The sequence below is a fragment of the Streptomyces sp. NPDC026673 genome (genome assembly GCF_040638135.1).
GTDB lineage: Bacteria > Actinomycetota > Actinomycetes > Streptomycetales > Streptomycetaceae > Actinacidiphila.
In genome coordinates this window covers 1-26,583 of the sequence record NZ_JBEZXR010000058.1, presented here as the reverse complement: position 1 = coordinate 26,583, position 26,583 = coordinate 1, and the positions used below count along the sequence as shown (strand labels likewise).

Here is a 26,583-nt window from a genome sequence, read left to right as displayed (position 1 = left end):
CGGAATGGACAAGGTGGTCGCCTCGGCCGCTGAGGCCGTAGCGGACGTCGGGGACGGTGCGTCGCTGGCGGTCGGCGGCTTCGGCCTGAGCGGCGTGCCCGACACGCTGATCCAGGCCGTTTACGACGCCGGCGTCGGCGGGCTCGCCGTCGTCTCCAACAACTGCGGCGCCCTGGACTCGGGCCTCGCGGTCCTGCTCGCCGCGCGCCGCATCGCCCGCGTCACCGGCAGCTACATCGGGGCCAACAAGGAGTTCGCACGCCAGTACCTGGCCGGCGAGCTCGAACTCGAGCTGATCCCGCAGGGCACCCTCGCCGAACGGCTGCGCGCCGGCGGGTGCGGCATCCCCGCCTTTTACACCCCGGCAGGAGTCGGCACCCAGGTCGCGGAGGGCGGTCTGCCCTGGCGCTACGACGGCGACGGCGGTGTGGCGCTGGCCTCCCCGCCGAAGGAGGTGCGCGACTTCGACGGCGTCGAGTACGTCCTGGAGCGCGGCATCACCACCGACTTCGCCCTCGTACGGGCCGCCAAGGGCGACCGCCACGGCAACCTGGTCTTCAACAAGTCCTCGCGCAACTTCAACCCGCTCGCCGCGATGGCCGGCCGGATCACCGTCGCCGAGGTAGAGGAGCTGGTCGAGCCCGGCGAGATCGACCCCGATCAGGTGCATCTGCCGGGCATCTTCGTCCAGCGCGTGGTGGCGCTCACCCCCGAGCAGGCCGCCGACAAGAAGATCGAGTTCCGTACGGTCACCGCCAGGGAGGTGCGGGCCTGATGGCCTGGACGAGAGACGAGATGGCCGCCCGCGCGGCCCTGGAGCTGCGCGACGGCGAGTACGTCAACCTCGGCATCGGCCTGCCGACGCTGATCCCCAACCACCTGCCGGCGGGCGTCGAGGTCATCCTCGAGTCCGAGAACGGCATCCTCGGCACCGGCCCCTTCCCGTACGAGGAGGACGTCGACCCCGATCTGATCAACGCGGGCAAGGAGACCGTCACGGTGCTGCCCGGCGCCGCGTTCTTCGACTCCGCGCTGTCCTTCGGGATGATCCGGGGAGGCCACATCGACGCCGCGGTGCTGGGCGCGATGCAGGTCTCCGCCCGCGGCGACCTGGCCAACTGGGCCATCCCCGGCAAGCTCGTCACCGGCATCGGCGGCGCCATGGACCTGGTGCACGGGGCCAGGCGCGTCATCGTCACCATGACCCACACCGCCAAGGACGGCAGCCCCAAGATCCTCGAGGAGTGCGCCCTGCCGCTCACCGGCAGGGCCTGCGTGAACCGGATCATCACCGACCTGGGCGTCCTCGACGTCACCGACGAGGGACTCGTCCTGGTGGAGACCGCCCCCGGCGTCACCACGGAGGAGATCCTGGAGAAGACCGCGGCCCCGGTGCGTGTCGCCGTCGCCGCAGAAGGGAGCGCCCGATGAGCGGGCAGCTGCGTGAGGTGTACATCGTCGACGCCGTCCGCACACCGGTCGGCAAGTACGGCGGCGCCCTTTCCGGGGTGCGCCCCGACGACCTCGCGGCGCATGTCGTGGCCGCGCTGGTCGCCCGTACGCCGGAGCTCGACCCGGCCCGCATCGACGACGTCTTCTTCGGCGACGCCAACGGCGCCGGCGAGGACAACCGCGACGTCGCCAGGATGGCCGCCCTGCTCGCCGGACTGCCCGTCACCGTGCCCGGCACCACCGTCAACCGGCTGTGCGGATCCGGCCTGGAGGCCGTGATCCAGGCCGCTCGAGCGGTCGCGGTCGGCGATGTCTCCGTGGCGATCGCCGGCGGCGTGGAGTCCATGAGCCGCGCCCCTTGGGTGCTGCCCAAGCCGGAACGCGCCTTCCCCGCCGGCCACCAGGAGCTCTACTCCACCACTCTCGGCTGGCGCATGGTCAACCCGAGGATGAATCCGCAGTGGACCATCCCGCTCGGCGAGAGCGCCGAGCTGATCGCCGACCGGCACGGCATCACCAGGGAGCAGCAGGACGCCTTCGCCGTCGCCAGCCACGAGAAGGCCGCCCGCGCGTGGAAGGACGGCCTGTACGAGGCCGAGGTCGTCCCCGTCGACGGCGTGGACCTGCTCCGCGACGAGACGATCCGCGACAACACCTCCATGGAGGCGCTCGCGCGCCTCAAGCCCGCCTTCCGCAAGGACGGGGGCACCGTCACCGCGGGCAACTCCTCACCCCTCAACGACGGTGCGGCGGCGCTGCTGATCGTCGACGAGGAGGGCCTGAAGGCCACCGGCCGCGAACCGCTCGCGCGCATCCGCACATCGGCCGTCACCGGCATCGAGCCCGACTACTTCGGTCTCGCGCCGGTCGAGGCCGTCCGCAGGGCGTTGACCAAGGCCGGGAAGAGCTTCGACGACCTCACCACCTTCGAGCTCAACGAGGCGTTCGCCGCGCAGGTGCTCGGCTGCCTCGCCGGATGGCCCGAGCTCGACCCGTCGATCGTCAACCCGCGCGGCGGCGCCATCGCCGTCGGCCACCCGCTCGGCGCCTCCGGTGCCCGCATCGCCGGCGCCGTCGCCCACCAGCTGGCGGCCGCGGGCTCCGGCACCGGCCTCGCCGCCCTCTGCATCGGGGTCGGGCAGGGTCTCGCCCTGGTGCTGGAACGGTAGGAGACCCGGCATGAGCACCCCTCTCACCCAGGGCGACATCTCCGCCGAGATCGCCGACGAGCGCGCCGCCTACGCCAAGCGCCTCGCCGGCGGCGGCCCCGTCGAACACCATCCGGACCGCGGCTACGCCCCCTACCGCAGCAGCGTCCTGCGGCACCCCAAGCGGCCGTTGGTGGCCGCCGGGGCGGCCGCGGGAGACCCCGAGGCCGTCGAACTGTCCGGACCGGTCTTCGGTGTCACCGACGTCACCGCCCTCGACCACGACCTGACGCGGCAGCACCGGGCCGAGCCGCTGGGCGAGCGGATCAAGGTCGCCGGGCGCGTCCTGGACCGAGAGGGTCGGCCCGTGCGCGGTCAACTCGTCGAGATCTGGCAGGCCAACGCCTCCGGCCGGTACGCGCACCAACGCGACGACCACCCGGCCCCGCTCGACGCCAACTTCACCGGAGTGGGCCGCACCCTGACCGGGGACGACGGCTCCTACGAGTTCGTCACCATCAAGCCCGGCGCCTATCCCTGGCGCAACCACCTCAATGCCTGGCGCCCGGCACACATCCACTTCTCGCTCTTCGGCCCGGCGTTCACCCAGCGCCTGGTCACCCAGATGTACTTCCCCGGGGACCCGCTCCTCCCGTACGACCCGATCCTCCAGTCCGTGACCGACGACTCGGCCCGGCAGCGGCTGGTCGCGACCTACGACCACGACCTGTCCACACCCGAATGGTCGCTCGGCTACCGCTGGGACATCGTCCTGGACGGTCCGGCCGCCACCTGGATCGAGGAGGGCCGATGAGCGGCGAGCCACTCGCCCCCACGCCGTCGCAGACCGTGGGCCCCTTCTACGGCTACGCGCTGCCCTTCCCCAAGGGCGGCGACCTCGCCCCGGCCGGGCACCCGGACGCCGTCACCGTCCACGGCTGGATCTACGACGGCGCGGGGCTTCCGGTCCCCGACGCACTCGTCGAGGTCTGGCAGCCGGGCCCGGACGGCTCCCGGCACGGTGCCCCGGGTTCGCTCCGTCGCGACCCGGTGACCGGAGCGGTCCTGGGGCGCGACGGACTGGCCTTCACCGGTTTCGGCCGCATCGCCACCGACGCCGACGGGCACTATGTGATCCGCACGCTCCCGCCCGGTGGCGTCCCCTACCTGTCGCTGATCGTCTTCGCCCGCGGCCTCCTGCACCATCTGCACACCCGGGTCTACCTCGGCGACGTCGAGGGCGACCCGCTGCTCGACTCCTTGGAGCCGGGGAGGCGCGCCACGCTGGTCGCCACTCCGGACGGGGAGCGCGTCCACCGCTTCGACGTCCGCCTCCAGTACGACGGAGTGCATGAGGAGACGGTCTTTCTTGCCTTCACCTGATCCCGTCGCGGACGTCGGTCTGCTCTCCCCTGGCCGGGCCGGTTCGGCCGCCGAGGAGGCGACCGGGGACGCCGCCTTCGTGCAGGGCATGCTCGACGCCGAGGCCGCGCTGACCCGGGCGCAGGCCGCGCTCGGGCTCGCACCGGTCTCCGCCGCGGCCGCGGTGACCGCCGCCGCGGCCGAGTACGGCCGGTTCGACCCGCGGCGGCTCGCGCTGCGCGCGCGGTCCGGGGGGAACCCGGTGATCCCGCTCGTGGCCGATCTGACGGCGGCCGTACGGGAACGGGACGTGAAGGCCGCGCCCTATGTGCACCGCGGCGCCACGAGCCAGGACATTCTCGACACGGCCGCCATGCTCGTCGCACACCGCACGCTGGGGCCCGTCCTGGACGACCTCGCCACCGCCGCGACCGCGTTCGGGCGGCTCGCCGCGGAGCACCGCGACACGCCGATGACCGGGCGCACGCTGACGCAACACGCCGTCCCCACGACCTTCGGCCTCAAGGCCGCCGGGTGGCGCGCCCTCGTCCTCGACGCCTACGACCGCCTGACCGCCGTCCGCACCACGCTTCCCGCGCAACTGGGCGGCGCGGCCGGCACGTTCGCCGCCTTCGGCGCCTTCGCCGAGACCGAGGCCGAGACCGAAGCCCAGACCGGGGCCGACAGCGCGGCGGTGGCGAGCGATGACATGGCACCTCGCCTCCTCGCCGCCTTCGCCGCCGAGAGCGGGCTCGCGGAGCCCGTGCTGCCCTGGCACACCCTGCGGACACCCGTCGCCGACCTCGCCGGGGCACTCGCCCTCACCGCGGGTGCGCTGGGGAAGGTCGCCGCCGACGTTCTGGTGCTGTCGCGGACCGAGATCGGCGAGGTCACCGAGGGCACCGGCGGCGGTTCCTCCGCCATGCCCCACAAGGCCAACCCCGTCCGGGCCGCGCTCATCGCCGCCGCGGCCCGGCAGGTGCCCGCGCTGGCCGCCGTGCTGTACGGCTCGCTGGCGGCCGAGGACGAGCGGCCGGCCGGTGCCTGGCACGCCGAATGGCAGCCCCTGCGCGAGGCCCTGCGCCTCGTCGGAGGCGCCGCCCGGGACGCCGCCGAACTCGCGGCCGGCTTGCGGGTCCACCCGCACCGTATGCGGGACACCCTCGACGCGACCCGGGGGCTGGTGGTCGGCGAGCGACTCGCCGCGGTGCTCACCGCCCTGATCGACCGCGACGAGGCCAAGTCCGCCCTCACCCGGGTCTCGCGGCGCGTCGCGGAGGAGGGCGCCGGCCTTCGCGACGCCCTCGCGGAGGAACCGGTCATCGCCGGGCTCCTCACCGAGGAACGCCTGAGGGACCTCACGGACCCCACCCGCTACACGGGATCCGCGGGCGCCCTCGTCGACCGCGCCCTGGGCCGCCCCGGCCCCGGGGGAAGCATTTCGTGACCGCCGCGCACGGTCCGTACGGCCGCCGATCGGGGTACTCCATGTCCGGGGGCCGCGGCCGCGGCCGGGCCACGCGCCCGCCCGCAGGAACCCGCCACGCCCCACGCACCGTCGGCACCACCCGCGAGGAGCCCGCATGACCACGCCGTACGAGGCCGCCGAGGCGCGTCTGCCGCACCACCGGGTGGACGGCGCCCCCGGCTTGCCGCCGCTGATCCTCGGCCCCAGCCTGGGCACCTCGCTCGCGGTGTGGGACGCGCAGGTCCCCGCCCTCGCCCGCGGCCACCGCGTCATCCGCTGGGACCTGCCGGGCCACGGCGGCACCCCCGCGGCGCTGCTCCCGGAGGGGGGCACCGTCGCGGACCTCGCCCGCGCGGTGCTGGACCTCGCGGACGCGCTGGGCGCGGAGCGCTTCGCGTACGCCGGCATCTCCCTCGGCGGGGCCGTCGGCACCTGGCTGGCGATCCACCACCCGGAACGGGTCACCGCGCTGGCGCTGGTGTGTTCCTCCGCCCGTTTCGGGGAGCCGGACGGCTGGCGGGAACGGGCCGCCCTGGTCAGGGCGAAGGGCACGGGACCGGTCGCCGACACGGCGGCCCGGCGCTGGTTCACCCCCGACTTCGCCGCAGACCCCGCCGCCGGCGCACTCGTGGACGATCTGCGGGCGGCCGACCCGGAGGCGTACGCCACGCTCTGCGACGCGCTCGCCGCCTACGACGTACGTGCCGAGCTGGAGCGGATCACCGCGCCCACCCTCGTCGTCGCGGGCCGCGGCGATCCCGCGACGCCGGTCGTGGACGCCCGTGCCCTCGCCGACGGCATCCCCGGCGCGAGCCTGACCGAGGTGGCGCACGCCGCGCACCTTGCAGGGGTCGAACGTCCGGCGCCCGTCCTCGCCGCGCTCCTCCAGCACCTGGCCACCGAGCCGGTCGCCGACGACGGTGCCCGCCACACCGCGGGCACGGCCGTACGGCGGGCCGTGCTCGGGGACGCGCACGTCGACCGGGCGATCGCCCGGACCACCGCCTTCACCGCGCCGTTCCAGGACCTCATCACCCGCTACGCGTGGGGCGAGATCTGGACCAGGCCGGGCCTCGACCGCAGGACCCGCAGCTGCATCACCCTCACCGCGCTGGTGGCCCACGGCCACCTCGATGAGCTGGCGATGCACGTACGCGCCGCCCGGCACAACGGTCTCACCTGGGAGGAGATCCAGGAGGTCCTGCTCCAGTCCGCCGTCTACTGCGGCGTGCCCGCGGCCAATGCCGCGTTCGCCGTCGCCAACCGTGTCCTCGAAGAAGAACAGGAGTAGGAGAACACATGCAGCACCACACCACTGTCGGTGTCATCGGCGGCGGCCCGGCCGGCCTCCTGCTCGCCCGGCTGCTCCATGAGTCCGGCATCGATTGCGTCGTCCTGGAGAGCCGGGAACGCGACTACGTCGAGCACCGCCAGCGCGCCGGGATCCTCGAGCAGGGCACGGTCGACGTGTTGCGCTCATCCGGCGCGGCCGAACGCCTGGACCGCGAGGGCCTGGTCCACGAAGGCATCGAGCTGCGCTGGAACCGGCGCTCCCACCGCGTGGACTTCCCGGCCCTGACCGGTGGCCGCCGCGTCTGGGTCTACGCGCAGACGGAGGTCGTCAAGGACCTGATCGCCCTCCAGCTCAAGGACGGCGCGCCGCTGGTGTTCGGCGCCGAGGTACGTGCGGTCGAGGGGGCCGACACCGACCGCCCCGTGATCCACTACCGCCACGATGGTCAGGACAAGACCCTGACCTGCGACTACGTCGTCGGCTGCGACGGCTTCCACGGTGTGACCCGCGAAGCGGTCCCGGTGGGCGCCCGGCGGACGTACGAGCGGGTCTACCCCTACTCGTGGCTGGGGATCCTCGCCGACGTCCCGCCGTCCTGCGACGAGCTGATCTACGCCCACTCACCCCGCGGCTTCGCGCTGCACAGCATGCGCTCGCCCAAGGTCAGCCGGCTGTATCTGCAGGTGCCCAACGGCACCGACCCCGCCGACTGGTCCGACGAGCGGATCTGGGACGAGCTGGACGCGCGCTTCGCCGTCGACGGGGACTGGAAGCTGGAGCGCGGCCCGATCACCTCCAAGGCCGTGCTGCCGATGCGCAGCTTCGTGACCGAGCCCATGCGCTGGGGCCGCGTCCTGCTCGCGGGGGACGCCGCGCACATTGTGCCGCCGACCGGCGCCAAGGGCCTCAACCTCGCCGCAGCCGACGTCATCGTGCTGGCCCGGGCCTTTGCCCACCTGAAGGGGACCGGCTCCACCGACCTGCTCGACGCCTACTCCGACACCTGCCTGCGCCGGGTGTGGCGTGCCGAGCACTTCTCCTGGTTCATGACCACGACCCTGCACACCGACCCCGCGCGGAGCGACTTCGAGGCCCGGCTGCAGATCTCCCAGCTCGACCGCATCGCCTCCTCCCCGCACGCGGCCGCCGAACTGGCCGAGAACTACGCGGGCCTGGAGATCGGCTAGGGCAGGTACAGCCCGGGGCCGGATCTCTTACGGCTCGCTTACGTTCCGCCCCGGCGGTCCGCGACCGCATCGCGCGGGATTACCGTGAGACCCATGGACGGAAAGGGCACGCCGGTCGGCCGGCGCGTGGTGCTCGGGATGCTCGGGCTGGGCGCCCTGGGGGTGGCGCTGGGCAGCCGCGCGCAGGACGGCCTGGACTCGGCGCTCTCCCAGGTGGCGGGGAAGGATCCGACGGGCCTCAGCGGGCTGCTCCCCGGGGGCGGCGGCTTCCGCATCTACAACGTGGCGGACTCCGTTCCCCACCGGGACGCGACGGACTACCGCCTCTCCGTGTCCGGCCTCGTCGACCGCAAGGCCGCGCACACGCTCGCCGAGCTGCGGGCCATGCCGCAGACACGGTTGGTACGCGACGTGCAGTGCGTGACCGGGTGGCGCGTGCCCGGCACGCCCTTCGAAGGGGTGCGGCTGTCGCACCTGCTCGATCTCGCGGGCGTACAGGACGGTGCCGGCGCCGTGCGGTTCACCTGCTTCGACGGGGTCTACAGCGAGAGCCTCACCCTCGAACAGGCCCGCAGGGACGACGTCCTGGTCGCCCTGAGGATGCAGGACAAGGCGGTCACCGCGGCGCACGGAGGCCCGGTCCGGCTCTATGTGGCGCCGATGTACTTCTACAAGTCCGCCAAGTGGCTCTCGGGCATCGAGGTCACCCGGGACGTGCGGCCCGGCTACTGGGAGCGGTACGGCTATGACGTCGACGCCTGGGTCGGCCGCTCGAACGGACGGCACGATGACCCCACGTCCTGAGACCGTGCGCCGGTTCACCCGCGGCGAGCGCTGGGTGCACCGCACCACGGCCGCCCTGATGCTCGTCTGCATCGGCACGGCGGCCGCCCTCTACCTGCCGCCGCTCGCCGAACTCGTCGGCCGCAGGCGGCTGGTCGTCACCGTCCACGAGTGGTCCGGCATCGCCCTGCCGCTGCCCGCCCTCGCCGGCCTCGCCTCTCGTGCCTTCCGGCGCGACCTGGGGCTGCTCAACCGCTTCGCCCCGTACGACCGGGGCTGGCTGCGCGACGCGCTGCGCCGTGTGCCGCACGACCGGCGCGCGGCGGGCAAGTTCAACGCGGGGCAGAAGCTCTACGCGTCCTTCGCCGCGGGTGCGGTGCTCGTCATGCTCGGCACCGGACTGCTCATGATGTTCCCGCACCTGAGCGGGGTGGTGTGGCGTACGGGCGCGACCTTCGTGCACGACTGGCTGGCCCTGGCGGTGGCCGCGGTGGTGGCGGGCCACCTGTGGATGGCGGCCAACGACCCGGAGGCGCGGCTGGGCATGCGCACCGGTTTCGTGACGCCGGAATGGGCGCGCCGCCGGCATCCGCGGTGGGAGCACACGGAGTCATCGGATTCCGGGGATCCCGGGGAGTCCGGGGAGCCCCGGGGGGACGGCGGGTCCGGCGGAGCCGGGGACCGGCCCTATACTCCTACCGCCTGACGCCCCGTAGGGGTGGGCATGCGGCCCGTGGGGCCCGCGGGGAACTGAACCAGACGATGGTGTCGGCCTTTTGACGTGCCGTCGACGATCGACGTCGACGGCACGTCGTCATGTTCATGCAATTTTTGCCGTCCGGCATCTACTCGCATAGACACTTCCGGCGCCATCCTGGCTTCGCACATCAGTACCACCAGTTCGGTTCCGCATCCGGTTGCACTTCCATGCCCGCGCGTCACAACGCGCCCGTCAGTGACTGGAGACCCCATGCGCCGAATCACCACCGGCTTCGCCGCCACCGCGGTCGCGGCCGTCGCCACCGTCGTCTTCACCACCCCCGCCCAGGCCGCACCCGCCGACAAGGCACAGGTGCTGTCGAGTTGGACCCAGACCAGTGCCTCGAGCTACAACGCCTGGTGGTCCGCTCGCGGCAACCAGGGGGCCTGGGCCGCCTACGGCTTCGACTGGTCCACCGACTACTGCAGCAGCTCCCCGGACAACCCCTTCGGCTTCCCGTTCCAGAACTCCTGCGCCCGCCACGACTTCGGCTACCGCAACTACAAGGCCATGGGGACCTTCTCCGCGAACAAGAGCCGCCTCGACAGCGCCTTCTACGAGGACCTCAAGCGCATTTGCGCCAACTACAGCGGCGCCACCGCGACCGCCTGCAACAGCACCGCCTGGACCTACTACCAGGCGGTCAAGGCCTTCGGCTGACCCGTACGCCGAGCGGCCCGGCACCGGTCGTTCCGGTGCCGGGCCGCTTCGCGGAACCGGGTCAGGCGACCGTGCCGGACTTGGAGATCTCGACGCGGGCGCTGGTCGCGCCGGTGCGCGAGCCGAGCGACTCGATCTTCTTGACGACGTCCATGCCCTCGACGACCTCGCCGAAGACCACGTGCTTGCCGTCGAGCCAGTCGGTGACGATCGTGGTGATGAAGAACTGCGAGCCGTTGGTGTTCGGGCCCGCGTTGGCCATGGAGAGCTGGCCGGGCTTGGTGTGCTTGAGCTGGAAGTTCTCGTCGGCGAACTTCTCACCGTAGATGCTCTTGCCACCGGTGCCGTTGCCGGCGGTGAAGTCGCCTCCCTGGAGCATGAAGTCGGGGATCACGCGGTGGAAGTGCGAGCCCTCGAAACCGAAGCCGTGCTCGCCGGTGGCGAGCTCACGGAAGTTCCGCGCGGTCTTGGGGACCACGTCGTCGAACAGGGTGAACACGATCCGTCCGGCGGGCTCGCCGTCGATCGTGATGTCGAAGAACACGTCGTTGCTGTTCATGCCCCCATTTTCGCATCCGGCACAGCGGACTCCGGACGCGCCCCGCGGAAACGGGTTTGACCGGGGCACGGGTGGCACAGCACCATCCGGGGCATGCCCGAACCCGTGACCTTGGAAGGCAAGCACGTCCGCCTGGAGCCGCTCGGCGCCGCTCACACGGACGGGCTGCTGCGCGCCGCCACCGAATCCCGCGACACCTACGCCTTCACGAAGGTGCCCGACGACCACGACACGATGGCGCGGTACATCGAGGAAGCCCTCCAGGAGCAGGCGACCGGGGCCGCGCTCCCGTTCGCCGTGCGGGACGTGCAGCGCGACACCCTGGTCGGCTCCACCCGCTTCCTCGACCTCGATTACTGGACGGCCACGCCCGCCTGGCCCGCGGGCCGCTCCGTGCCCCGCAGCGGCGCGGTGCCCACCGTCGCCGAGATCGGCAGCACCTGGCTCGGCGCGTCCGCGCAGCGCACCCCCTGCAACACCGAGGCGAAGCTGCTGCTGCTCACGCACGCCTTCGACGTGTGGGGTGTGCTCCGCGTCACTCTGAAGACGGACGCGCGCAATGCGCGCTCCCGCGCGGCGATCGAACGGATCGGCGGCCGCTTCGAGGGCATCCGTCGCGCCCACACCCTCGCCGTCGACGGCACCGTCCGCGACAGCGCGTACTTCTCGATCCTCCGTGAGGAGTGGCACGGCGTCCGCTCCGCCCTGGAGGCCCGGCTCACCTGAGCGCCGCGGTCCGCCGGCGCCCTCGGCCAAGGTGCGGTGACAAGGCCGTCGAAGGGTGGGGCCACGGCCGCCGGGGGCACGGCCGAGGCCGTTGACCGCGCGATCGGGCCGGCTCCCGGGGGAGCCGGCCCGATCGGTTGCGCGGGGGATGTCCGACCTACGGGATCTCGACACCCGCCTCCGCCGAGAGGCGGTCGATCTCGGCGAGCTCTTCCGCGCTGAGCGGGCCCGCGTCGAGGGCGGCGAGGTTCTGGTCGAGCTGTGCGACGCTGCTCGCGCCGATGAGGACCGACACGACCCGCGGGTCGCGGAGCACCCAGGCCAGGGCCAGCTGGGCGAGGGTCTGGCCGCGCTCGCCGGCGAGCTTGTCGAGGGCGCGCAGGAAGGCGAGCTTCCGGTCGGTCAGGGCGTCGCGCTTGAGGAAGTGGCCGAGCGCCATCCGCGAGTCGGCCGGGACGCCGTCGAGGTAGCGGTCGGTGAGCTGGCCCTGGGCGAGCGGGGAGTAGGCGATCAGAGCGGTGCCGGTGTCGCCGACGGCGTCGAGGACGCCGGCCTCCGGCTCGCGCTGGAGGATGCTGTACGCCGCCTGGTGGATCAGGAGCGGGGTACCCAGTTCGCGCAGGATCTCCGTGGCGCGGCGGTGTGCCTCGGCGGGGTAGTTGGAGATGCCCGCGTACAGGGCCTTGCCCTGGCGGACCGCGGAGTCCAGGGCGCCCATGGTCTCCTCCAGGGGCGTGTCCGGGTCGAAGCGGTGCGAGTAGAAGACGTCGACGTAGTCCAGGCCCATGCGGCCCAGGGACTGGTCGAGGGAGGAGAGCAGGTACTTGCGGCTGCCCCATTCGCCATAGGGGCCGGGCCACATGTCGTAGCCGGCCTTGGTGGCGATGAAGAGCTCGTCGCGGTACGGACGGAAGTCCTGGGCGAAGAGGGTGCCGAAGTTCGCCTCGGCGGATCCGGCGGGCGGGCCGTAGTTGTTGGCCAGGTCGATGTGAACCACGCCACGGTCCACGGCGCGGCGCAGCACCGCGCGCTGGGTCTCCAGCGGAGAGGTGTCGCCGAAGTTGTGCCACAGGCCCAGGGACACGACGGGCAGCAGGACCCCGCTGCGCCCGGTCCTGCGGTATTCCATCGAGGCGTAGCGGTCGTCGGCGGCGAGATAGGGCACGCGAAGGCTCCCGGGCGATGTAAGAAAATGTGCGGGATTGGGAGGCTACCGTCGCCGAATCGGCCCTGTCACGTCCGTTTTCCGGACGTCGGCTCTTCTGCGCGCCCCGGCGGAAGGGGAGTTGTGGCCCACGTCACACCCTTCGCCGGGTTGTGTCGCCGTCGGCGGGAATCGACCGGACGCCTCGGCGGTTGCCTCGTGGGGGCGTTGTGCCGGGCGGGGGGTCAGGGGGCGTTGCCCGGCGGCGGGTTGGATCGATCCACCTCATGTCTTATCCGGCATTAAGGTGCTTAACCGGACATATGCCCCCACAGTGCATGCGCCGGGAATCGATGCGTGATGCGTGTCACGCGGCGAACACGCTGCGGAGGTTCCGGGCGACCGAGCGTCGAATTTTCCCTCTCGTTTTCACCGTGTGATAGCGCGGGATTACCGCCGGCCATATTTTCGCCTACGCAGAGCGGACACTTCTCACCGAAAGTCACAGATGTGATTGATCGACTTGCGGGTATTCGGGGCACGTGATTCCGCTCCTTGCTCCGGAAGGATTCCGTCGTTTAGCTTCCAGATCTCGCAGGACAAATGCCTGCGAGATTCTTCCGGGTAGAACGCCTAGTCCTGCCGCTGCCCGGACGCCGGATGACAAGACCGCACGGCAGGAGCGGGGGACCCAAGGTAAGTGCCGTTCCCGTTGGTCACGGGACGGCTTGGGGTGAAGTCGCAGCGACGTGCCTTTATTTGGCATGCCGCATTGCGGCCGGGCATCTCCAGCCCGAACCCGACAGCTCACCTCGCAGGCGTCGGAGAGGAATTCGGCATGCCCGGTAAGGGAAAGCACCGTCGTCCCCGCAACATCCGCCTGACCCGTATCAGCGCGATCGCCGGCACCACGGGTGCCGCCGTGGCGCTCCCGATCGTCGGTGCCGCCGGTGCCCACGCCGCGCCCGTGAGCGTCTGGGACAAGGTCGCGGCCTGCGAGAGCACCAACAACTGGTCCATCAACACCGGTAACGGCTTCTACGGCGGCCTGCAGTTCACGCAGAGCACCTGGGCCGGCTTCGGCGGCACCAAGTACGCCCCGCGCGCCGACCTCGCCACCAAGGCGGAGCAGATCGCCGTCGCCGAGAAGGTCCTCGCGACCCAGGGCCCGCAGGCCTGGCCCGTGTGCGGCCCCAAGGCCGGTCTGACGAAGGCGATGGCCAACCCGTCGGCCACCCCCGCGAGCGTCTCGGGTACCCCCGCCAAGCCGGCCGCCAAGCCCGCCACCACCGCTCCCGCCAAGAAGGCCGAGGCGCACAAGCCCGCCGCCTCCGCCGCGAAGAGCGCCGGCGGTTCCTACAAGGTCGCGGGCGGCGACACCCTCTCCAAGATCGCCGACGCCCAGTCGGTCGAGGGCGGCTGGCAGAAGCTGTACGGCAACAACAAGTCCGTCATCGGCGGCAACCCGAACCTGATCTACCCGGGCCAGGTCCTGTCCCTGGGCGAGAAGGCCGTCGCCAAGGCCGCGTCCAACGCCGCGAAGGCCGCCCCGGCCGCCAAGCCGGCCGTCGCCAAGGCCGCCAGCACCTCCGGCTACACCGCCCCGCTCGACCGCGTGACCCTGGGCACCGCCTACCACCAGGCCGGCGCCATGTGGTCGAAGGGCTACCACACCGGTGTGGACTTCATCGCCTCCACCGGCACCAAGGTGAAGTCGATCGCCTCCGGCACCGTGGTCTCCGCGGGCTGGGGCGGCTCGTACGGCAACCAGGTCGTCGTCAAGCACGCCGACGGCCGGTACTCGCAGTACGCCCACCTGTCCTCGCTGTCGGTCTCGGCCGGCCAGACCGTCTCCGCCGGGCAGCAGCTGGGCCTGTCGGGCGCCACTGGCAACGTCACCGGTCCGCACCTGCACTTCGAGGTGCGCACCACCCCCGACTTCGGTTCCGACATCGACCCGCTGGCGTACCTGCGCGCCCACGGCGTCAACGTCTGATCGAACTGCTTGATCGAACTGATCCACCGTCATCCGGCGGTAGCATGTGCCCTGTTCCCGTTCCCGGGGAACAGGGCACATGCCTTTGGTCTGTGACCGAAAACGGATCGAATATTTCCATTTCTTGTTTCCTCTCGAACGGTCGATCAGTAGCCTCTGTCGCACATGGTCGTGTCCACGACCAGTCGCCCTGATCCCCGACGAGCTGGAGCCGTTGATGGAGCGTCCTGCCTGGGCCCCGCAAGGCATCGACCTTTCCGTGCCGAGCGTGTCCCGCATCTACGACTACTACCTGGGCGGCTCGCACAACTTCGAGGTCGACCGGGAGGCGGGACGGCGGGCCATCGAGGCCTTTCCGGGGCTGCCGAAGATCATGCAGGCCAACCGCGCCTTCATGCGCAGATCCGTGCGCTTCGCCGTCGACCAGGGCATCACGCAGTTCCTCGACATCGGTTCCGGGATACCGACCTTCGGCAATGTCCACGAGGTCGCCCACGCCGCCGACCCCGGCGCGCACGTCGTCTACGTGGACCACGACCCGGTCGCCGTCGCCCACAGCCGTGCCGTGCTGGAGGGCCGCGACAACGCCGCCATCGTCGCCGCCGACCTCCGTACCCCGCGTGACATCCTCGACAGCGAGGAGGTCCGGCGGCTGATCGACCTGGACCGCCCCGTCGCGCTGCTGCTCGTCGCCGTCCTGCACTTCCTCGAGGACGCGGACGAGCCGGCCAAGGCCGTCGCCGAGCTCCGGGACGCGCTCGCCCCCGGGAGCCTGCTCGTCGTCACCCACGCCTCGGTCGAGGGCGGCCCGCGCCGCCCCGAGGAGGGGGAGAAGGTCGAGAACGTCTACCGCAGCGCCAGTTCGCCGCTGATCATGCGCTCGCGCGCCGAGGTGGAGCGCTTCTTCGACGGGTTCGACCTCGTGGAACCGGGCCTGGTCTCCGCGCCGTTGTGGCGGCCCAGCGGCACGGACGACGAACTCGACCCGGTCGTCTTCAGCGGGTTCGCGGGCGTCGGCCGCAAGGCGTGACCGTGACCAGAGAACCCGGCCCGGAGCCGGAGCCCGTCGACAGCCTGCGGCGCTTCGCGATCATCTGGAGCCGGGCGATCTACCCGGCCACCGCCACCTCCATGACGCGCGGCGAGTTCGAGGAGTACCTGCTCCCGCTCGCCGCGCGTCTCAACGCCGCCCTGCGGGCGCAGCCCTTCGACCCGCGCCCCGCCGCGGAGGTCGGCGCCGCGCTCGTGGCCGCGCACTGCACCGACCCCGAGGCGCTGCCCCGCATCCTCGATGTCGTCGACGCCTATCTGCTGCTGTACTGCCCGCCCGGCCCCGCGCTGCCCGCCGACGAGAGCCGCACCCGCTGCAGCCGCCTGCAGCACTGGGTCGCCGCGGGCTACGCCCGGGCCCTGCAGGAGCGCACGCGGACCGAGCAGGAGTCCCTCTCCAAGGCGGCGCTCGCCGCCCGCACCGCCACCGAGCAGGCGCTGCACGAGAGCGAGGTCCGCTTCCGCGCCGTCTTCCAGGGCGCCTCCATAGGCATCGGGATAGCCGACATGGACGGCCGCATCCTGGACGTCAACGACGCCCTCACCACCATGTTCGGCGGGCTCGAACGGCACATCCGCAGCAAGAACGTCTACGACTGGGTGCACCCGGACGACGCTCCCGAGGTCTGGGAGCTGCAGCGCCAGCTCAACCGGGGCGAGCGCGACCACTACCGCATCGAGAAGGCGTACTACCGGCCCGACGGCACCGTCCTGTGGACCAATCTGACGGTCTCCCTGCTCCGCGACCCGGGGGGCACGCCGCAGTACATGCTCGCCCTGATGGAGGACATCACCGAGGAGCGCCTGCTCAGCGAGCGGCTGCGGCACGAGGCCACCCACGACGCGCTCACCGGCCTGGCCAACCGCAACCTGTTCTTCGAGCGCCTGGAGCAGACGCTCAACGGCCCGGACGGCGCGGGCGTCGGCGTCTGCTACCTCGACCTGGACGGCTTCAAGGACGTCAACGACAGCCTCGGCCACGCCATCGGCGACCGCTTGCTGGTCGCCGTAGCCGAGCGCCTCCAGGCCTGTGTCACCTCGCCGGAACAGCTGGTGGCCCGCATCGGGGGCGACGAGTTCGCCGCCCTGGTCGTCAACCCGGGCAGCCGCGCCGACATCACCGGACTCGCCGACCTGATCCTGGCCGCGCTCGCGGACCCGATCCGCGTCGACGGCCGCGACCTGTCCGTACGGTGCAGCATCGGCATCGTCGAGGGCCAGGCCGGCACCCTGGGCCCCGCCGAGGTGCTGCGCAGCGCCGACATCACGATGTACCGCGCCAAGGCGGCGGGCGGCAACCGCTTCGAACTGGCCGACCCCGACTCCGACGCGCGCGCCATCACCCGGCACGGGCTGACCAACCGGCTGCCGACCGCCCTGGAGCGCGGCGAGTTCTTCATCGAGTACCAGCCGCTGGTGCGGCTCGGCGACGGCAGTGTCCGCGGTGCCGAGGCGCTGGTCCGCTGGTGCCACCCGGTGCACGGGATCCTCGGCCCCGACCAGTTCATCCCGCTGGCCGAGAGCACCGGGCTGATCGTCCCGCTCGGCCACTGGGTGCTGCAGCAGGCCGCCTGGCAGGCCCGGGACTGGCAGTTCCCGCGCAGCGACGGGCATCCGCTGCGGATCAACGTCAACCTCTCCCCGGCGCAGCTCAGCCACCCCGGCCTCGTTCCCGAGACCCTCGCGGTGATCAAGGACGCCGGGCTGGAGCCGACCGCGCTGTGCCTGGAGGTCACCGAGAGCGCCTTCATCGGCGCCGACGAGGAACTGATGCGCCCGCTGCGGGAGTTCGCGGACCTCGGCATGGCGATCGCCCTCGACGACTTCGGCACCGGCTACTCCAACCTGGCCTCGCTGCGCCGGCTGCCGATCACCACCCTCAAGCTCGACCGCTCCTTCACCCGCGGCATGCAGCAGCAGCGGGCCGACCCGGTGGACGTGAAGATCGTGGAGATCGTCGTCGACCTGGCCCACACGCTCGGGCTGTCGGTGACCGTCGAGGGCGTGGAGACCGGCACCCAGGCCGAGCACCTGCGGGCACTCGGCTGCGACACCGCGCAGGGCTGGTACTACGCCAGGCCCGGTCCGCCCGACCGCCTCCACTCGCTCTCGCTGGTCGACACCACGACCTGAGCGGGCGGGGCGGCCGGGCGGACCGGGCCCCGGGCCTCACCTTTCCGAGGACCTCATCCTTCCGCGGGCCTCATCGGCTCAGCGCCGCGTGCCGAGCAGACCGTGCAGACCCCGGTCGGGGGCCGCCGAACCGGCGGCCCCCGCCTTCGCCGCCGCCGTCAGGGGCTCCGGGTCGGGCAGCCGGTCGCACACCGCGTCCGCCGTGCCGCGGCCGCGCGGTACGGTCCCGTCGGCGAGGTAGGCCGACAGGTGGGCGTCCAGGCAGGCGTTGCCGCTGAGCGTGATGCCGTGGTTGCCGCCGCCCTTCTCGACCACCAGGCTCGAGCGCTTGAGCAGGTGGTGCATCGTGACACCGCCCTCGTACGGGGTCGCGGCGTCGTCCGTCGCCTGGAAGAGCAGTACGGGCGGGAGTTGGCTGTTCCGGACGTTCACCGGCCGCTTCGACGGGACCGGCCAGAAGGCGCACGGTGCGTTGTACCAGGCGTTGTTCCAGGCCAGGAACGGGGCCTTGGCGTGCACCTTGGCGGTGTCCTTGTGCCAGGTGCGCCAGTCGCGCGGCCAGGAGGCGTCGCGGCACTGCACCGAGGTGTAGACGCTGTAGCCGTTGTCGCCGCCGGCGTCGACGGCCGCGAAGTCCTCGTAGAGCGACACCAGGGCGTCCTCGTCGCCGTTCCTCACATAGGCGGCGAAACCCTCGGCCAGGTAGGGCCAGTAGCCGTTGTAGTAGCCGCCCGGCACGAAGCTGTCCTCGAACTCGCCGGGGCCGACCTTGCCGCCGGCCGGCTTGGTGCGCAGCTTCTCGTGCACGCGGTACCAGAGGGCCTCGATCTTCCCGGGGTCCTTGCCGAGGTGGTAGGTCGCGTCGTGCTTCGCCGTCCACGCCGCGAAGGCCTTGTGGCGGGCGTCGAAGGCGTAGTCCTGGTTGATGTTGTCCCGGTACCAGACGCCCGTCGGGTCGACGATGCTGTCCAGCACCAGGCGGCGGACGCGCTCCGGGAAGAGCTCGGCGTAGACCGCGCCCAGATAGGTGCCGTAGGAGTACCCGAAGTAGTTGATCTTCTTCGCGTGGAGGGCGGCGCGGATCGCGTCCATGTCGCGCACGGTGCTGACCGTGTCGACGTACTTCAGCAGCGAGCCGTACTTCCTGCCGCACGCCTTGGCGAAGGAAGCGGCGCGCGCGACGTTCGCGGCCTCCTCCTTGGTGCCGTGCGGTACGGGGTCGGGGCGCACCGGGTCGAAGTATCCCGGCGAGCAGTCGAGCGCGGGCTCGCTCTTGCCCACGCCGCGCGGGTCAAAGCCGATGACGTCGTACTGCGCGGCCACCGCGGGGGGCAGCGAGGAGGCGACGAAGCCGGCGAGTGTGAGACCGCTGCCGCCCGGGCCGCCGGGGTTGACCAGGAGCGGACCCTGGTAGCGCTTCGCCGTGTGCGGCACACGCGACAGCGCGAGCGTGATCGTGCGCCCGTGCGGACGGGCGTGGTCCAGGGGGACCTTGAGCGTTCCGCACTGGAGCGTGGGATACGAGGTCGTACCGCAGGCCTTCCACGCCACCGCCGACGGGACCGCGGGAGCGGCCGCCGGGGCGGCGTCCCTGGCCGAGGCGGCGGTGGGTGCGGAGGTCAGAAGTGCGAGGGCCGCGGCAAGCGCGGCGGTCGATGCGGGTCTGTTCACCGGGCCTCCTGAAAGGGTGGAACACGGTCGCGCGTGACACCGACAGCGCCGATCCTGTCGCAACACGCCCCGCGATGCGGTGGATTCGCCGCTATCCGCACATCCGGCCGAGGAACCGCCGCAGCGCCTCGTTGAACTCCTCGGGCCGTTCCAGGTTCGGCAGGTGCCCGGCGCCCTCGATCACCACGAGCCGCGAACCCGCGACGGCGGCGTGCATCGCCTCGGCCTCGGCGACGGGGGTGTAGACGTCGTCCCGGCCGACCACGATGAGCGCGGGCACCCGGACCGCGGTCAGCACGGCGCCGTAGTCCGGTCGTTGGGCCCGGCCGCGCAGCGCCGCGGCGGCGCCCTCGGGCGAGGTGCCGCGCATCATCGCGAGGACGTGTGCGGCCACCGCGGGCAGGGCGGTGACGTTGCGGGGCGTGATCATGCGGTCCAGCACCTCGTCGGCGTAGCCCGACATCCCCTCGGCGAGCAGCCGGTCCGCCATCGCGTTCCGGGCCCGCCGGCCCTCCTCCGTCTCGGCTCCGGGGAAGGTGTCGGCCAGGACGAGCCCGGTCACCCGGCCGGGGAACAGCCGCTGGAACTCCATGACGATCTGACCGCCCATCGACAGTCCGCCGACGACGGCCCCCGGCACACCCAGGTGGTCCATCAGCGCGGCGATGTCGCGGGCGAAGGTCTCCAGCGGGGTGACCCCGGGGACCACCTCGCTCGCGCCGTAACCGCGCAGGTCCGGGACGATCACCCGGTGGCCGGCCGCCGTCGCCGCGGAGACCTGCGGGGCCCACATCGAGCGGTCGAAGGGGTGGCCGTGCACCAGGACCAGGGCAGGGCCGTCCCGGTCCCCCTCGTCGTCGTACGCCAACGTGACGCCGCCGACCACCGTCGTCGCCAAGGGGATCTCCTTGCCTCGCCATGGCCCCGGACCGCCGGGGAGTCGACCGCGATGCTAGGTTCCCCGGCCGCCTCGGTGCAATAGAATCTTTGCCCTCGGTGCAATACCGGGATTCGCCTCGGGAGGAAACGACGATGGACGACTACCGCACGGTCGCCGACGCCGTGGCGGCCGACATCGCCGCCGGACGGCTGCGTCCCGGCGACCGGCTCGCCACCCAGCGGGCCTTCGCGCGGCACCACGGCATCGCCAACTCCACGGCGACCCGCGTCTACACCGAACTCACCCGCCGCGGCCTGGTCGTGGGCGAGGTGGGCCGCGGCACCTTCGTCCGGGCCGCACCGCCCACCGCGGGACCCGCCCTCGCCGAACCGGCGGCACAGCGCATCGACCTCGAGCTGAACCACCCCTTCGCCGATGAGCAGTCGGAGCTGCTGGCGCCCGGACTCGCCGCCCTGCACCGCCCCGACGTCCTCGGTGCCGCACTGCGCCCGCTGACGGCCGCCGGCACTCCCGCCGCGCGCGACGCCTTCGCGGACCTGCTCGGCCGCTCCGGCCCGCGCCCCGATCCCGGGCGGCTGCTCTTCGCGGGCAACGGACGCCAGGCCATCGCCGCCGCCCTCACCGCGCTCGTCCCGGCGGGCGGCCGGCTCGCGGTGGAGGCGCTCACCTACCCCGTGGTGAAGGCGCTCGCGGCGCGGCTGGGGATCGGCCTCGTCCCCGTCCCCTGCGACGAGCACGGGATGCGCCCCGACCTTCTCGCCGAGCTCCACCGCGCCGCCCCGGTGCACGCCGTCTACGTGCAACCCACCCTGCACAACCCGCTCGGCGTCACGATGCCCGCCGCCCGCCGGTCCGAACTCGCCGCCTCCCTCGGCCGGCTGGGCCTGTGCGCGGTCGAGGACGCCGTCTGGAGCTTCCTCGCCCCGGACGCCCCGCCGCCGCTCGCGGCCCTCGCCCCCGACCGCGTGATCCTGGTCGACAGCCTCTCCAAGCGGCTCGCCCCCGGCCTCACCGCAGGCGTCGCGCTCACCCCGCCGGAGCTCTCCGCCCCGGTCTCGGCGGCGCTGCGCTCCGCGGGCGCGACCGCCCCGGGTTTCGCGCTGGCCGCCGCGTCCCGGTGGATCGCCGACGGCGCCGTGGACGCGGTGGTGGCGGCCAAGCGCCGTGACGCGGCCGCGCGGGCCCGCATCGCCGCCGGTCACCTCGCCGGGTTCGACGTCACGGCCGATCCCCGGGCCTGCTTCTGCTGGTGGCGGCTGCCCGAGCCCTGGCGGGCCGACACCTTTGTCGCGGCCGCCGCCCGGAGGGGCATCGCCGTCACCCCGGCCGCCGCCTTCGCCGCCGGCCGGGGCAGCGCGCCGCACGCCGTACGCGTCGGCCTCGCCTCGCCGTCCCCGCAGGTCCTGGGCCGTGCGCTCGGCGTCCTCGCGGAGATCGCCAGGAGCGGTCCGGAGGACATTTGCGCCGAGTGATCACAAGCGGCGGCGAATCCTAGCGAGTCGCCCGCACATGCCTCCGGAAAATGCCCCAACTCACCTTTTTCGCGTACGGGATGAGTAACGTTCCGTGCTGTTCCGTATACCAGAAGTGGCGGCGAAGGGGTGCGCGTGCCCGGCATAGACGAGTGCCTTTCCGAGGCGCTGGCGATTCCCGGTGTGCTGGGGGCGAGCGTGGTCGACTGGAGCAGCGGCCTCCTCCTCGGGGCGGTCGGGCAGGAGCCGGGACACGGACACGAGGCGGCCGCCGCCGACACCACGGAGGCGGCGCGCGCGGTCGTGGAGGGCGGCACCTTCACCGCGAAGGAGTCCGGGAGGGTGCCGGTCGAGGACATCATCATCACGGCGCCGGGGAGCTATCACCTGATCCGCTTCCTCGACACGTCCTTCGACAGCGACGTCATCCTCTACCTGTGGCTGGACCGGTCGATCGCCAACCTGGCCGTCGCCCGGATCGGGCTGCAGTCCATCGCCGAGCGGCTGGTGCTCGTATGACCGGCAGCGAGGCGGGGCTGCCCGCGCTGGCCGTGCGCAGCCTGCCCCGGCGCACTCCGGCACGCGGCGGCGCGCCGGCCCAGGTGCGCGCCGGGGTGGTGGGCGCGTACGCCTTCACCGCCGCGCTGGCCCGGCTCGCCGAGGCGAAGGCCAGCGGGGCGCTGTACGGCTCGGCGGGGGCGGTCTACCTGCGCGACGGGGCGATCGTCCACGCCGAGAGCCCCTGCGCCCCCGACCTGGGGGTACGGCTGATGGCCTGCGGGCTGCTCTCCCCGGACCAGTGGCGTGAGGCGGTCACCACCGCGGGCGCCGAGCGCGGGGTGGGCGGCCATCTGGTGGACACCGGCCGGGTGGCCCGCGGGGAGCTGGAGCTCTGCCACCTGCTGGCGCTCTTCGACGCCGCCTACTTCACCCTGCTGCCCGACTCGGAGCCCGACCGGTTCCAGCCGGGCGCCACCTCCCGGCTCGGCCCGATCTCCGGGCCGGTCCCGGCACAGCGCGTGGCGCGGGAGGCGCAGCGGCGTCGCGCCCAACTGGAGCGGGCCTGGCCGTGGGACGACACCGACGCCGGCCCCGTCGTCCCCCGCACGGGCGGCGAGGCGCGGGGCGGCCGGGCCAGGGCCCCCACCCCCGCGCAGCTGGCGGTCCTGGCGGCGGCGGACGGATCCCGCACGCCCGTCCAGATCGCCTGGCACCTGGGGCGCTCCGCCTTCGCGACCTTGCTGGACGTACGCCGGCTGGCCGCGATCGGGCGGATCAGCACCCCGGTCCGGGCCGAGGCGCCCCCGGCTCCGGCCCCACCGGCCGCGGTTTCGTCCCCGGCTCCGGTCCCACGGGCTGCGGTTTTGTCTCCGGCCCCGGCCCCGGCTCCGGTGCCGTTGCCGCCCGCGCCGGAGCCTCCGCCCCTCACCCGCGGCGGCCCGCAGCCGGCGGTCCTGTCGTCCTCGGATCCCTCAGTCGCCCTGTTGCTACGACTTCGTGCCGCCCTGGAGGCCCGCCTGTGAGCGCCCTGCCCACCCGCCCGGCGCCCGCCGAACGTCCGTGGAGGAAGGCTCTGCGGCAGCTCGCCGGAAGGAGACAGCTGGTGGCACTCGAAGCCGATGTACTGGCCGAACTCCGGAGCCTGCGGGCGAGGGTGCCGCACCTGACGGGCGGGCTCGTCGCCAGCGTCGACGGCCTGGTCGTGGCGCACGACCTGAGCGGGCCGGAACCGGAGGGGGTCGCGGCGCTGACCGCCGCGGCACTGGGCGTGGCGGCCCGTATCACGGAGGCCACCGAACGCGGCGGCTTCCGCGAACTCCTCGTCAGGGGGGACAGCGGCTACGTCGCCGCGTACGCCGCCGGCGGTGCGATGGCCCTCGCCCTGGTGGCGGGCCCCGACTCCAATGTGGGCCGACTGCACCTGGAGGCCCGCCGATCCATTCGACGGATCGAGGATCTCGTCGACCTCGCGCTCCAACGTCAGGAGCGGAAATGACCGTAGGACCCAGCTCATCAGCCGACAAGCCGTCGGGCACCGGACGCGGCCGCGCCGCCACCGGACCCAGGCATTCGTCACGTCAGAGAACTCAACGACAAGGAAGCGAGACCGCAATGGCCAACACCGAGACCGCGCTGAAGGATGTCATGACGTCGATCGAGGGCGTCCTGGGCGTCGCTCTCGTGGACTACGGCAGCGGTATGGCCCTGGGCACCCTCGGGGGCTCGAAGGACCTCGACCTGACCGTCGCGGCCGCGGGCAACACCGACGTCGTCCGCGCCAAGATGCGCACGATGGAGATGCTCAACCTCAAGGAGCACATCGAGGACATCCTGATCACGCTCAACACCCAGATCCACATGATCCGGCTGCTGACCGGGCGTTCGGGCAAGGGCCTGTTCCTCTACGTCGCGCTGGACAAGGACCGCGCGAACCTGGCGATGGCCCGCCACCAGCTCAGGCGCATCGAGAACGACCTGGAGGTCTGACCCGCCCTCCCCAGGCGCCCGCGGCCGACGGCGGCCCGGCACATCAGGCGAAGGCCGACGTGTGCCGGGTCTCGCCCTGTCCGGGCCGTGGTTCACGCGGCCCCGGCCTGGTCCGGAGGCGCTCGGGTGGGTGTCCCCCTCGCCGGGTGGCAGGTCGCGGGCATGCCTCCGGTGGGCCTTGGCCGTCGGTTGACGTCACGTTCGCCGAATGTCGCGACGTGACCACGGAACCCCACCGGGGACAGCCGTCGCAGAGCGCCGCACAGGTCGGCGGAGGGGGAGGGGAAGGGCCCGTTGCCCCGGCTGCTACCGGCTCGCGCTGGAGGACGAGGCGGACGCGGCGGCCGAGGGCGCCGCGGAGGAGTGCCCGCCGTGGTGGGCGCCCTCCTCGACCCTGCCCCCGAGTTTCTCGCGTACCGGTTCCAGCGCCTCGGGCTCGGCCTCCACTACCCAGCGCTTCCCGATCAGATAGGAGCCACCGTACGGTTGCGCCTCCTCCAGCCAGGATTTCTGGCCGGCCTCGCTGGTGAAGGTGAGCATCACATAGGCACCGCGTGCCGTCGTGCACGCACCCTGGCGCAGCTCCCGCACATCGGTCTGCACCTGCGGGGTGCAGCCTACGGCCTCACCGATCCGCTCGAGTGCGACAGGACCGCCCGTCGCAGCGGTGTCCTGGCCGCCGCAGCCCGTCCCCAGCAGTGCGACGGCAGCCACCGCGGCCACCCTCGGGCCCCACGTTCGGAACACGGACACCGGCAACACCTTTCCTCGACTGCTGGCGCGGGCGGCACACGCCCCGCACGCGCACCGCGCGCCCGACGACGCTAACCCGAACGGCCCAATGATCCGTACAGCCTTGCGAAAAGCCCGCCCGCGGGTGCGCGGTATGGAAAAATCCGCCCCCACCCGCGCCGACGGACCTGGCACCCCGTGACTCCGGCGCCTCCGATCGGGCATACTCCAACGCGCCGAAGCCGCAGGTCGGACCATGCCGTGACCCGGCGGGAGACCATCGGACGACGGTCGACAAACCGGTAGCGCCGCCACACCCTGAGCGGACGCCGCCGCAGCGCCCGACAGGGAGGAGAGTGCCGCCATGTCCCACGACGGCCTTCAGCCGGTGGACCGACAGCTTCCCACCGAGGAGGCCCGCGACCTGCTCGCGCTCGTACGCGAGATGGCCCAGCGGGAGATCAGGCCCAAGGCGGCCGAGGAGGAGGACGCGGGTGTCTTCCCGCGCGAGGTCTTCCGCCTCATCGGCGACGCGGGGCTGCTCGGACTGCCCTATCCGGAGGAGTACGGCGGCGGTGGCCAGCCGTACGAGGTCTATCTGCAGGTGCTGGAGGAACTGGCCGCGGCCCGGCTCACCGTCGGTCTCGGCGTCAGCGTGCACACCCTGGCCTGCCACGGGGTCGCCCACTTCGGCAGCAAGGAGCAGCGCACCGAGCACCTCCCGGCCATGCTCGGCGGCTCCCTGCTCGGCGCCTACAGCCTCTCCGAGCCCGCTTCCGGGTCCGACGCCGCCTCCCTGCGCACCCGGGCCACCCGGGAGGGCGACGCGTGGCGGATCGACGGCACCAAGGCGTGGATCACCCACGGCGGCGTCGCCGACTTCTACACGGTGCTCGCCCGCAGCGGTGCCGAGGGCCCGCGCGGCATCACCGCGTACCTCGTGCCGGGCGACGCGGAGGGCCTCACGGCCGCGGTGCCCGAGAAGAAGATGGGCATGAAGGGGTCGCCCACGGCCCAGGTCCACTTCGACGGCGTGACCGTTCCCGACAGCCGCCGCGTCGGCGAGGAGGGCCAGGGCTTCACCATCGCGCTGGCCGCGCTCGACTCCGGCCGGCTCGGCATCGCCGCCTGCGCCATCGGCGTCGCCCAGGCGGCGCTGGACGAGGCGCTCGCGTACGGCATGACCCGGCAGCAGTTCGGCCGTCCCGTCGTGGACTTCCAGGGGCTGCGCTTCATGATCGCCGACATGGCCACCAAGATCGAGGCCGGCCGGGCCCTGTACCTCGCGGCGGCCCGGCTGCGGGACGCGGGCCGGCCGTTCTCGCGGCAGGCCGCCATGGCCAAGCTGTTCTGCACGGACGCCGCCATGCAGGTGACCACGGACGCGGTCCAGCTGCTCGGCGGCTACGGCTACACCGCCGACTTCCCCGTCGAACGGTACATGCGCGAGGCGAAGGTGCTGCAGATCGTCGAGGGCACCAACCAGATCCAGCGCATGGTCATCGCCCGCAGCCTCGCCGGACCGGAGAGCGGAGCACGTGGCGCTGATCGTCAACGACCGGGTGGACGTGTTCCTGGCCGCCCGCGCCGGGGGCATC

Annotated in this window: 26 protein-coding genes and 1 riboswitch; of the genes, 21 read left to right on the top strand and 5 right to left on the bottom strand. The window is 72.5% G+C overall.

What is annotated here, in order from left to right:
* The first annotated feature begins 4 nt into the window (after positions 1-4).
* From AB0F62_RS30735 to AB0F62_RS30685, 11 genes are all read left to right on the top strand, one after another.
* Positions 5-775, top strand: coding sequence for a CoA transferase subunit A (locus tag AB0F62_RS30735; RefSeq protein WP_361806491.1), 771 nt, complete (start codon positions 5-7; stop codon positions 773-775).
* Complete coding sequence (locus AB0F62_RS30730) at positions 775-1,431, top strand: CoA transferase subunit B (RefSeq protein WP_361806488.1); 657 nt, start codon at positions 775-777, stop codon at positions 1,429-1,431. Before AB0F62_RS30735 ends, AB0F62_RS30730 begins: the two co-directional genes overlap by 1 nt.
* Complete coding sequence (locus AB0F62_RS30725; protein ID WP_361806485.1) at positions 1,428-2,621, top strand: thiolase family protein; 1,194 nt, start codon at positions 1,428-1,430, stop codon at positions 2,619-2,621. Before AB0F62_RS30730 ends, AB0F62_RS30725 begins: the two co-directional genes overlap by 4 nt.
* A gap of 10 nt (positions 2,622-2,631) precedes the next feature.
* Positions 2,632-3,414 carry a protocatechuate 3,4-dioxygenase subunit beta gene (gene pcaH, locus AB0F62_RS30720; RefSeq protein WP_361806482.1) on the top strand — a complete coding sequence of 261 codons (783 nt, stop codon included), beginning with the start codon at positions 2,632-2,634 and terminating at the stop codon, positions 3,412-3,414.
* Entirely contained in the window at positions 3,411-3,983 is a 573-nt protein-coding gene (gene pcaG / locus AB0F62_RS30715; protein ID WP_361806479.1) for a protocatechuate 3,4-dioxygenase subunit alpha, read from the top strand. Before pcaH ends, pcaG begins: the two co-directional genes overlap by 4 nt.
* The gene (pcaB, locus tag AB0F62_RS30710) at positions 3,970-5,409 is read left to right on the top strand and encodes a 3-carboxy-cis,cis-muconate cycloisomerase (protein WP_361806476.1); all 1,440 of its coding nucleotides are present in this window, start codon (positions 3,970-3,972) and stop codon (positions 5,407-5,409) included. Before pcaG ends, pcaB begins: the two co-directional genes overlap by 14 nt.
* 136 nt (positions 5,410-5,545) lie before the next feature.
* Complete coding sequence (gene pcaC, locus AB0F62_RS30705; protein ID WP_361806473.1) at positions 5,546-6,721, top strand: 4-carboxymuconolactone decarboxylase; 1,176 nt, start codon at positions 5,546-5,548, stop codon at positions 6,719-6,721.
* Between the two features lie 8 nt (positions 6,722-6,729).
* Positions 6,730-7,911 carry a 4-hydroxybenzoate 3-monooxygenase gene (locus AB0F62_RS30700; RefSeq protein ID WP_361806470.1) on the top strand — a complete coding sequence of 394 codons (1,182 nt, stop codon included), beginning with the start codon at positions 6,730-6,732 and terminating at the stop codon, positions 7,909-7,911.
* A 93-nt stretch (positions 7,912-8,004) separates the two neighbouring features.
* Complete coding sequence (locus AB0F62_RS30695; protein WP_361806467.1) at positions 8,005-8,715, top strand: molybdopterin-dependent oxidoreductase; 711 nt, start codon at positions 8,005-8,007, stop codon at positions 8,713-8,715.
* Complete coding sequence (locus AB0F62_RS30690) at positions 8,699-9,400, top strand: cytochrome b/b6 domain-containing protein (protein WP_361806464.1); 702 nt, start codon at positions 8,699-8,701, stop codon at positions 9,398-9,400. The genes AB0F62_RS30695 and AB0F62_RS30690 overlap by 17 nt, the downstream gene beginning before the upstream one ends.
* A 264-nt stretch (positions 9,401-9,664) precedes the next feature.
* The gene (locus tag AB0F62_RS30685) at positions 9,665-10,114 is read left to right on the top strand and encodes a phospholipase (RefSeq protein WP_361806461.1); all 450 of its coding nucleotides are present in this window, start codon (positions 9,665-9,667) and stop codon (positions 10,112-10,114) included.
* Positions 10,115-10,175: 61 nt separating this feature from the next.
* Here the strand turns inward: AB0F62_RS30685 and AB0F62_RS30680 are convergent, their stop codons facing one another.
* The gene (locus AB0F62_RS30680) at positions 10,176-10,673 is read right to left on the bottom strand and encodes a peptidylprolyl isomerase (RefSeq protein ID WP_361806458.1); all 498 of its coding nucleotides are present in this window, start codon (positions 10,671-10,673) and stop codon (positions 10,176-10,178) included.
* A 93-nt stretch (positions 10,674-10,766) separates the two neighbouring features.
* Between AB0F62_RS30680 and AB0F62_RS30675 the strand changes: the two genes are divergently transcribed.
* On the top strand, positions 10,767-11,399 hold the full coding sequence (locus tag AB0F62_RS30675; RefSeq protein WP_361806455.1) for a GNAT family protein: 633 nt from the start codon (positions 10,767-10,769) through the stop codon (positions 11,397-11,399).
* 157 nt (positions 11,400-11,556) lie between these two features.
* Here the strand turns inward: AB0F62_RS30675 and AB0F62_RS30670 are convergent, their stop codons facing one another.
* Positions 11,557-12,564: an aldo/keto reductase gene (locus AB0F62_RS30670; protein WP_361806452.1), complete on the bottom strand. Its 1,008-nt coding sequence runs from the start codon at positions 12,562-12,564 to the stop codon at positions 11,557-11,559.
* A gap of 623 nt (positions 12,565-13,187) precedes the next feature.
* Positions 13,188-13,377: riboswitch (cyclic di-AMP (ydaO/yuaA leader) on the top strand.
* Between the two features lie 4 nt (positions 13,378-13,381).
* Here AB0F62_RS30670 and AB0F62_RS30665 point away from each other — a divergent pair.
* From AB0F62_RS30665 to AB0F62_RS30655, 3 genes are all read left to right on the top strand, one after another.
* On the top strand, positions 13,382-14,539 hold the full coding sequence (locus tag AB0F62_RS30665; RefSeq protein WP_361806449.1) for a transglycosylase family protein: 1,158 nt from the start codon (positions 13,382-13,384) through the stop codon (positions 14,537-14,539).
* 217 nt (positions 14,540-14,756) lie between these two features.
* On the top strand, positions 14,757-15,569 hold the full coding sequence (locus AB0F62_RS30660; protein ID WP_361806446.1) for an SAM-dependent methyltransferase: 813 nt from the start codon (positions 14,757-14,759) through the stop codon (positions 15,567-15,569).
* Entirely contained in the window at positions 15,566-17,722 is a 2,157-nt protein-coding gene (locus AB0F62_RS30655) for an EAL domain-containing protein (RefSeq protein WP_361806443.1), read from the top strand. The genes AB0F62_RS30660 and AB0F62_RS30655 overlap by 4 nt, the downstream gene beginning before the upstream one ends.
* Positions 17,723-17,800: 78 nt before the next feature.
* On the opposite strand, the gene AB0F62_RS30650 is transcribed toward AB0F62_RS30655, so the two are convergent.
* Entirely contained in the window at positions 17,801-19,345 is a 1,545-nt protein-coding gene (locus AB0F62_RS30650; RefSeq protein WP_361806585.1) for an alpha/beta hydrolase, read from the bottom strand.
* Between the two features lie 139 nt (positions 19,346-19,484).
* Positions 19,485-20,291, bottom strand: a complete 807-nt coding sequence (locus tag AB0F62_RS30645) for an alpha/beta fold hydrolase (protein WP_361806440.1) — start codon at positions 20,289-20,291, stop codon at positions 19,485-19,487.
* 134 nt (positions 20,292-20,425) lie between these two features.
* On the opposite strand from AB0F62_RS30645, the gene AB0F62_RS30640 reads away from it, so the two are divergent.
* From AB0F62_RS30640 to AB0F62_RS30620, 5 genes are all read left to right on the top strand, one after another.
* Positions 20,426-21,766: a PLP-dependent aminotransferase family protein gene (locus AB0F62_RS30640; protein WP_361806437.1), complete on the top strand. Its 1,341-nt coding sequence runs from the start codon at positions 20,426-20,428 to the stop codon at positions 21,764-21,766.
* Between the two features lie 135 nt (positions 21,767-21,901).
* Complete coding sequence (locus AB0F62_RS30635) at positions 21,902-22,285, top strand: hypothetical protein (RefSeq protein ID WP_361806434.1); 384 nt, start codon at positions 21,902-21,904, stop codon at positions 22,283-22,285.
* Positions 22,282-23,289: a transcriptional regulator gene (locus AB0F62_RS30630; protein ID WP_361806431.1), complete on the top strand. Its 1,008-nt coding sequence runs from the start codon at positions 22,282-22,284 to the stop codon at positions 23,287-23,289. The genes AB0F62_RS30635 and AB0F62_RS30630 overlap by 4 nt, the downstream gene beginning before the upstream one ends.
* Positions 23,290-23,369: 80 nt before the next feature.
* Positions 23,370-23,762, top strand: coding sequence for a roadblock/LC7 domain-containing protein (locus AB0F62_RS30625; protein WP_361806428.1), 393 nt, complete (start codon positions 23,370-23,372; stop codon positions 23,760-23,762).
* A 116-nt stretch (positions 23,763-23,878) separates the two neighbouring features.
* Positions 23,879-24,253: a hypothetical protein gene (locus AB0F62_RS30620; protein WP_361806425.1), complete on the top strand. Its 375-nt coding sequence runs from the start codon at positions 23,879-23,881 to the stop codon at positions 24,251-24,253.
* Positions 24,254-24,559: 306 nt separating this feature from the next.
* On the opposite strand, the gene AB0F62_RS30615 is transcribed toward AB0F62_RS30620, so the two are convergent.
* Positions 24,560-24,967 (bottom strand): hypothetical protein, encoded by a 408-nt coding sequence (locus AB0F62_RS30615; RefSeq protein ID WP_361806422.1) that lies wholly within the window; start codon positions 24,965-24,967, stop codon positions 24,560-24,562.
* A 382-nt stretch (positions 24,968-25,349) separates the two neighbouring features.
* On the opposite strand from AB0F62_RS30615, the gene AB0F62_RS30610 reads away from it, so the two are divergent.
* A partial coding sequence (locus AB0F62_RS30610) for an acyl-CoA dehydrogenase family protein (RefSeq protein WP_361806419.1) occupies positions 25,350-26,583 on the top strand: 1,234 nt, incomplete at its 3' end.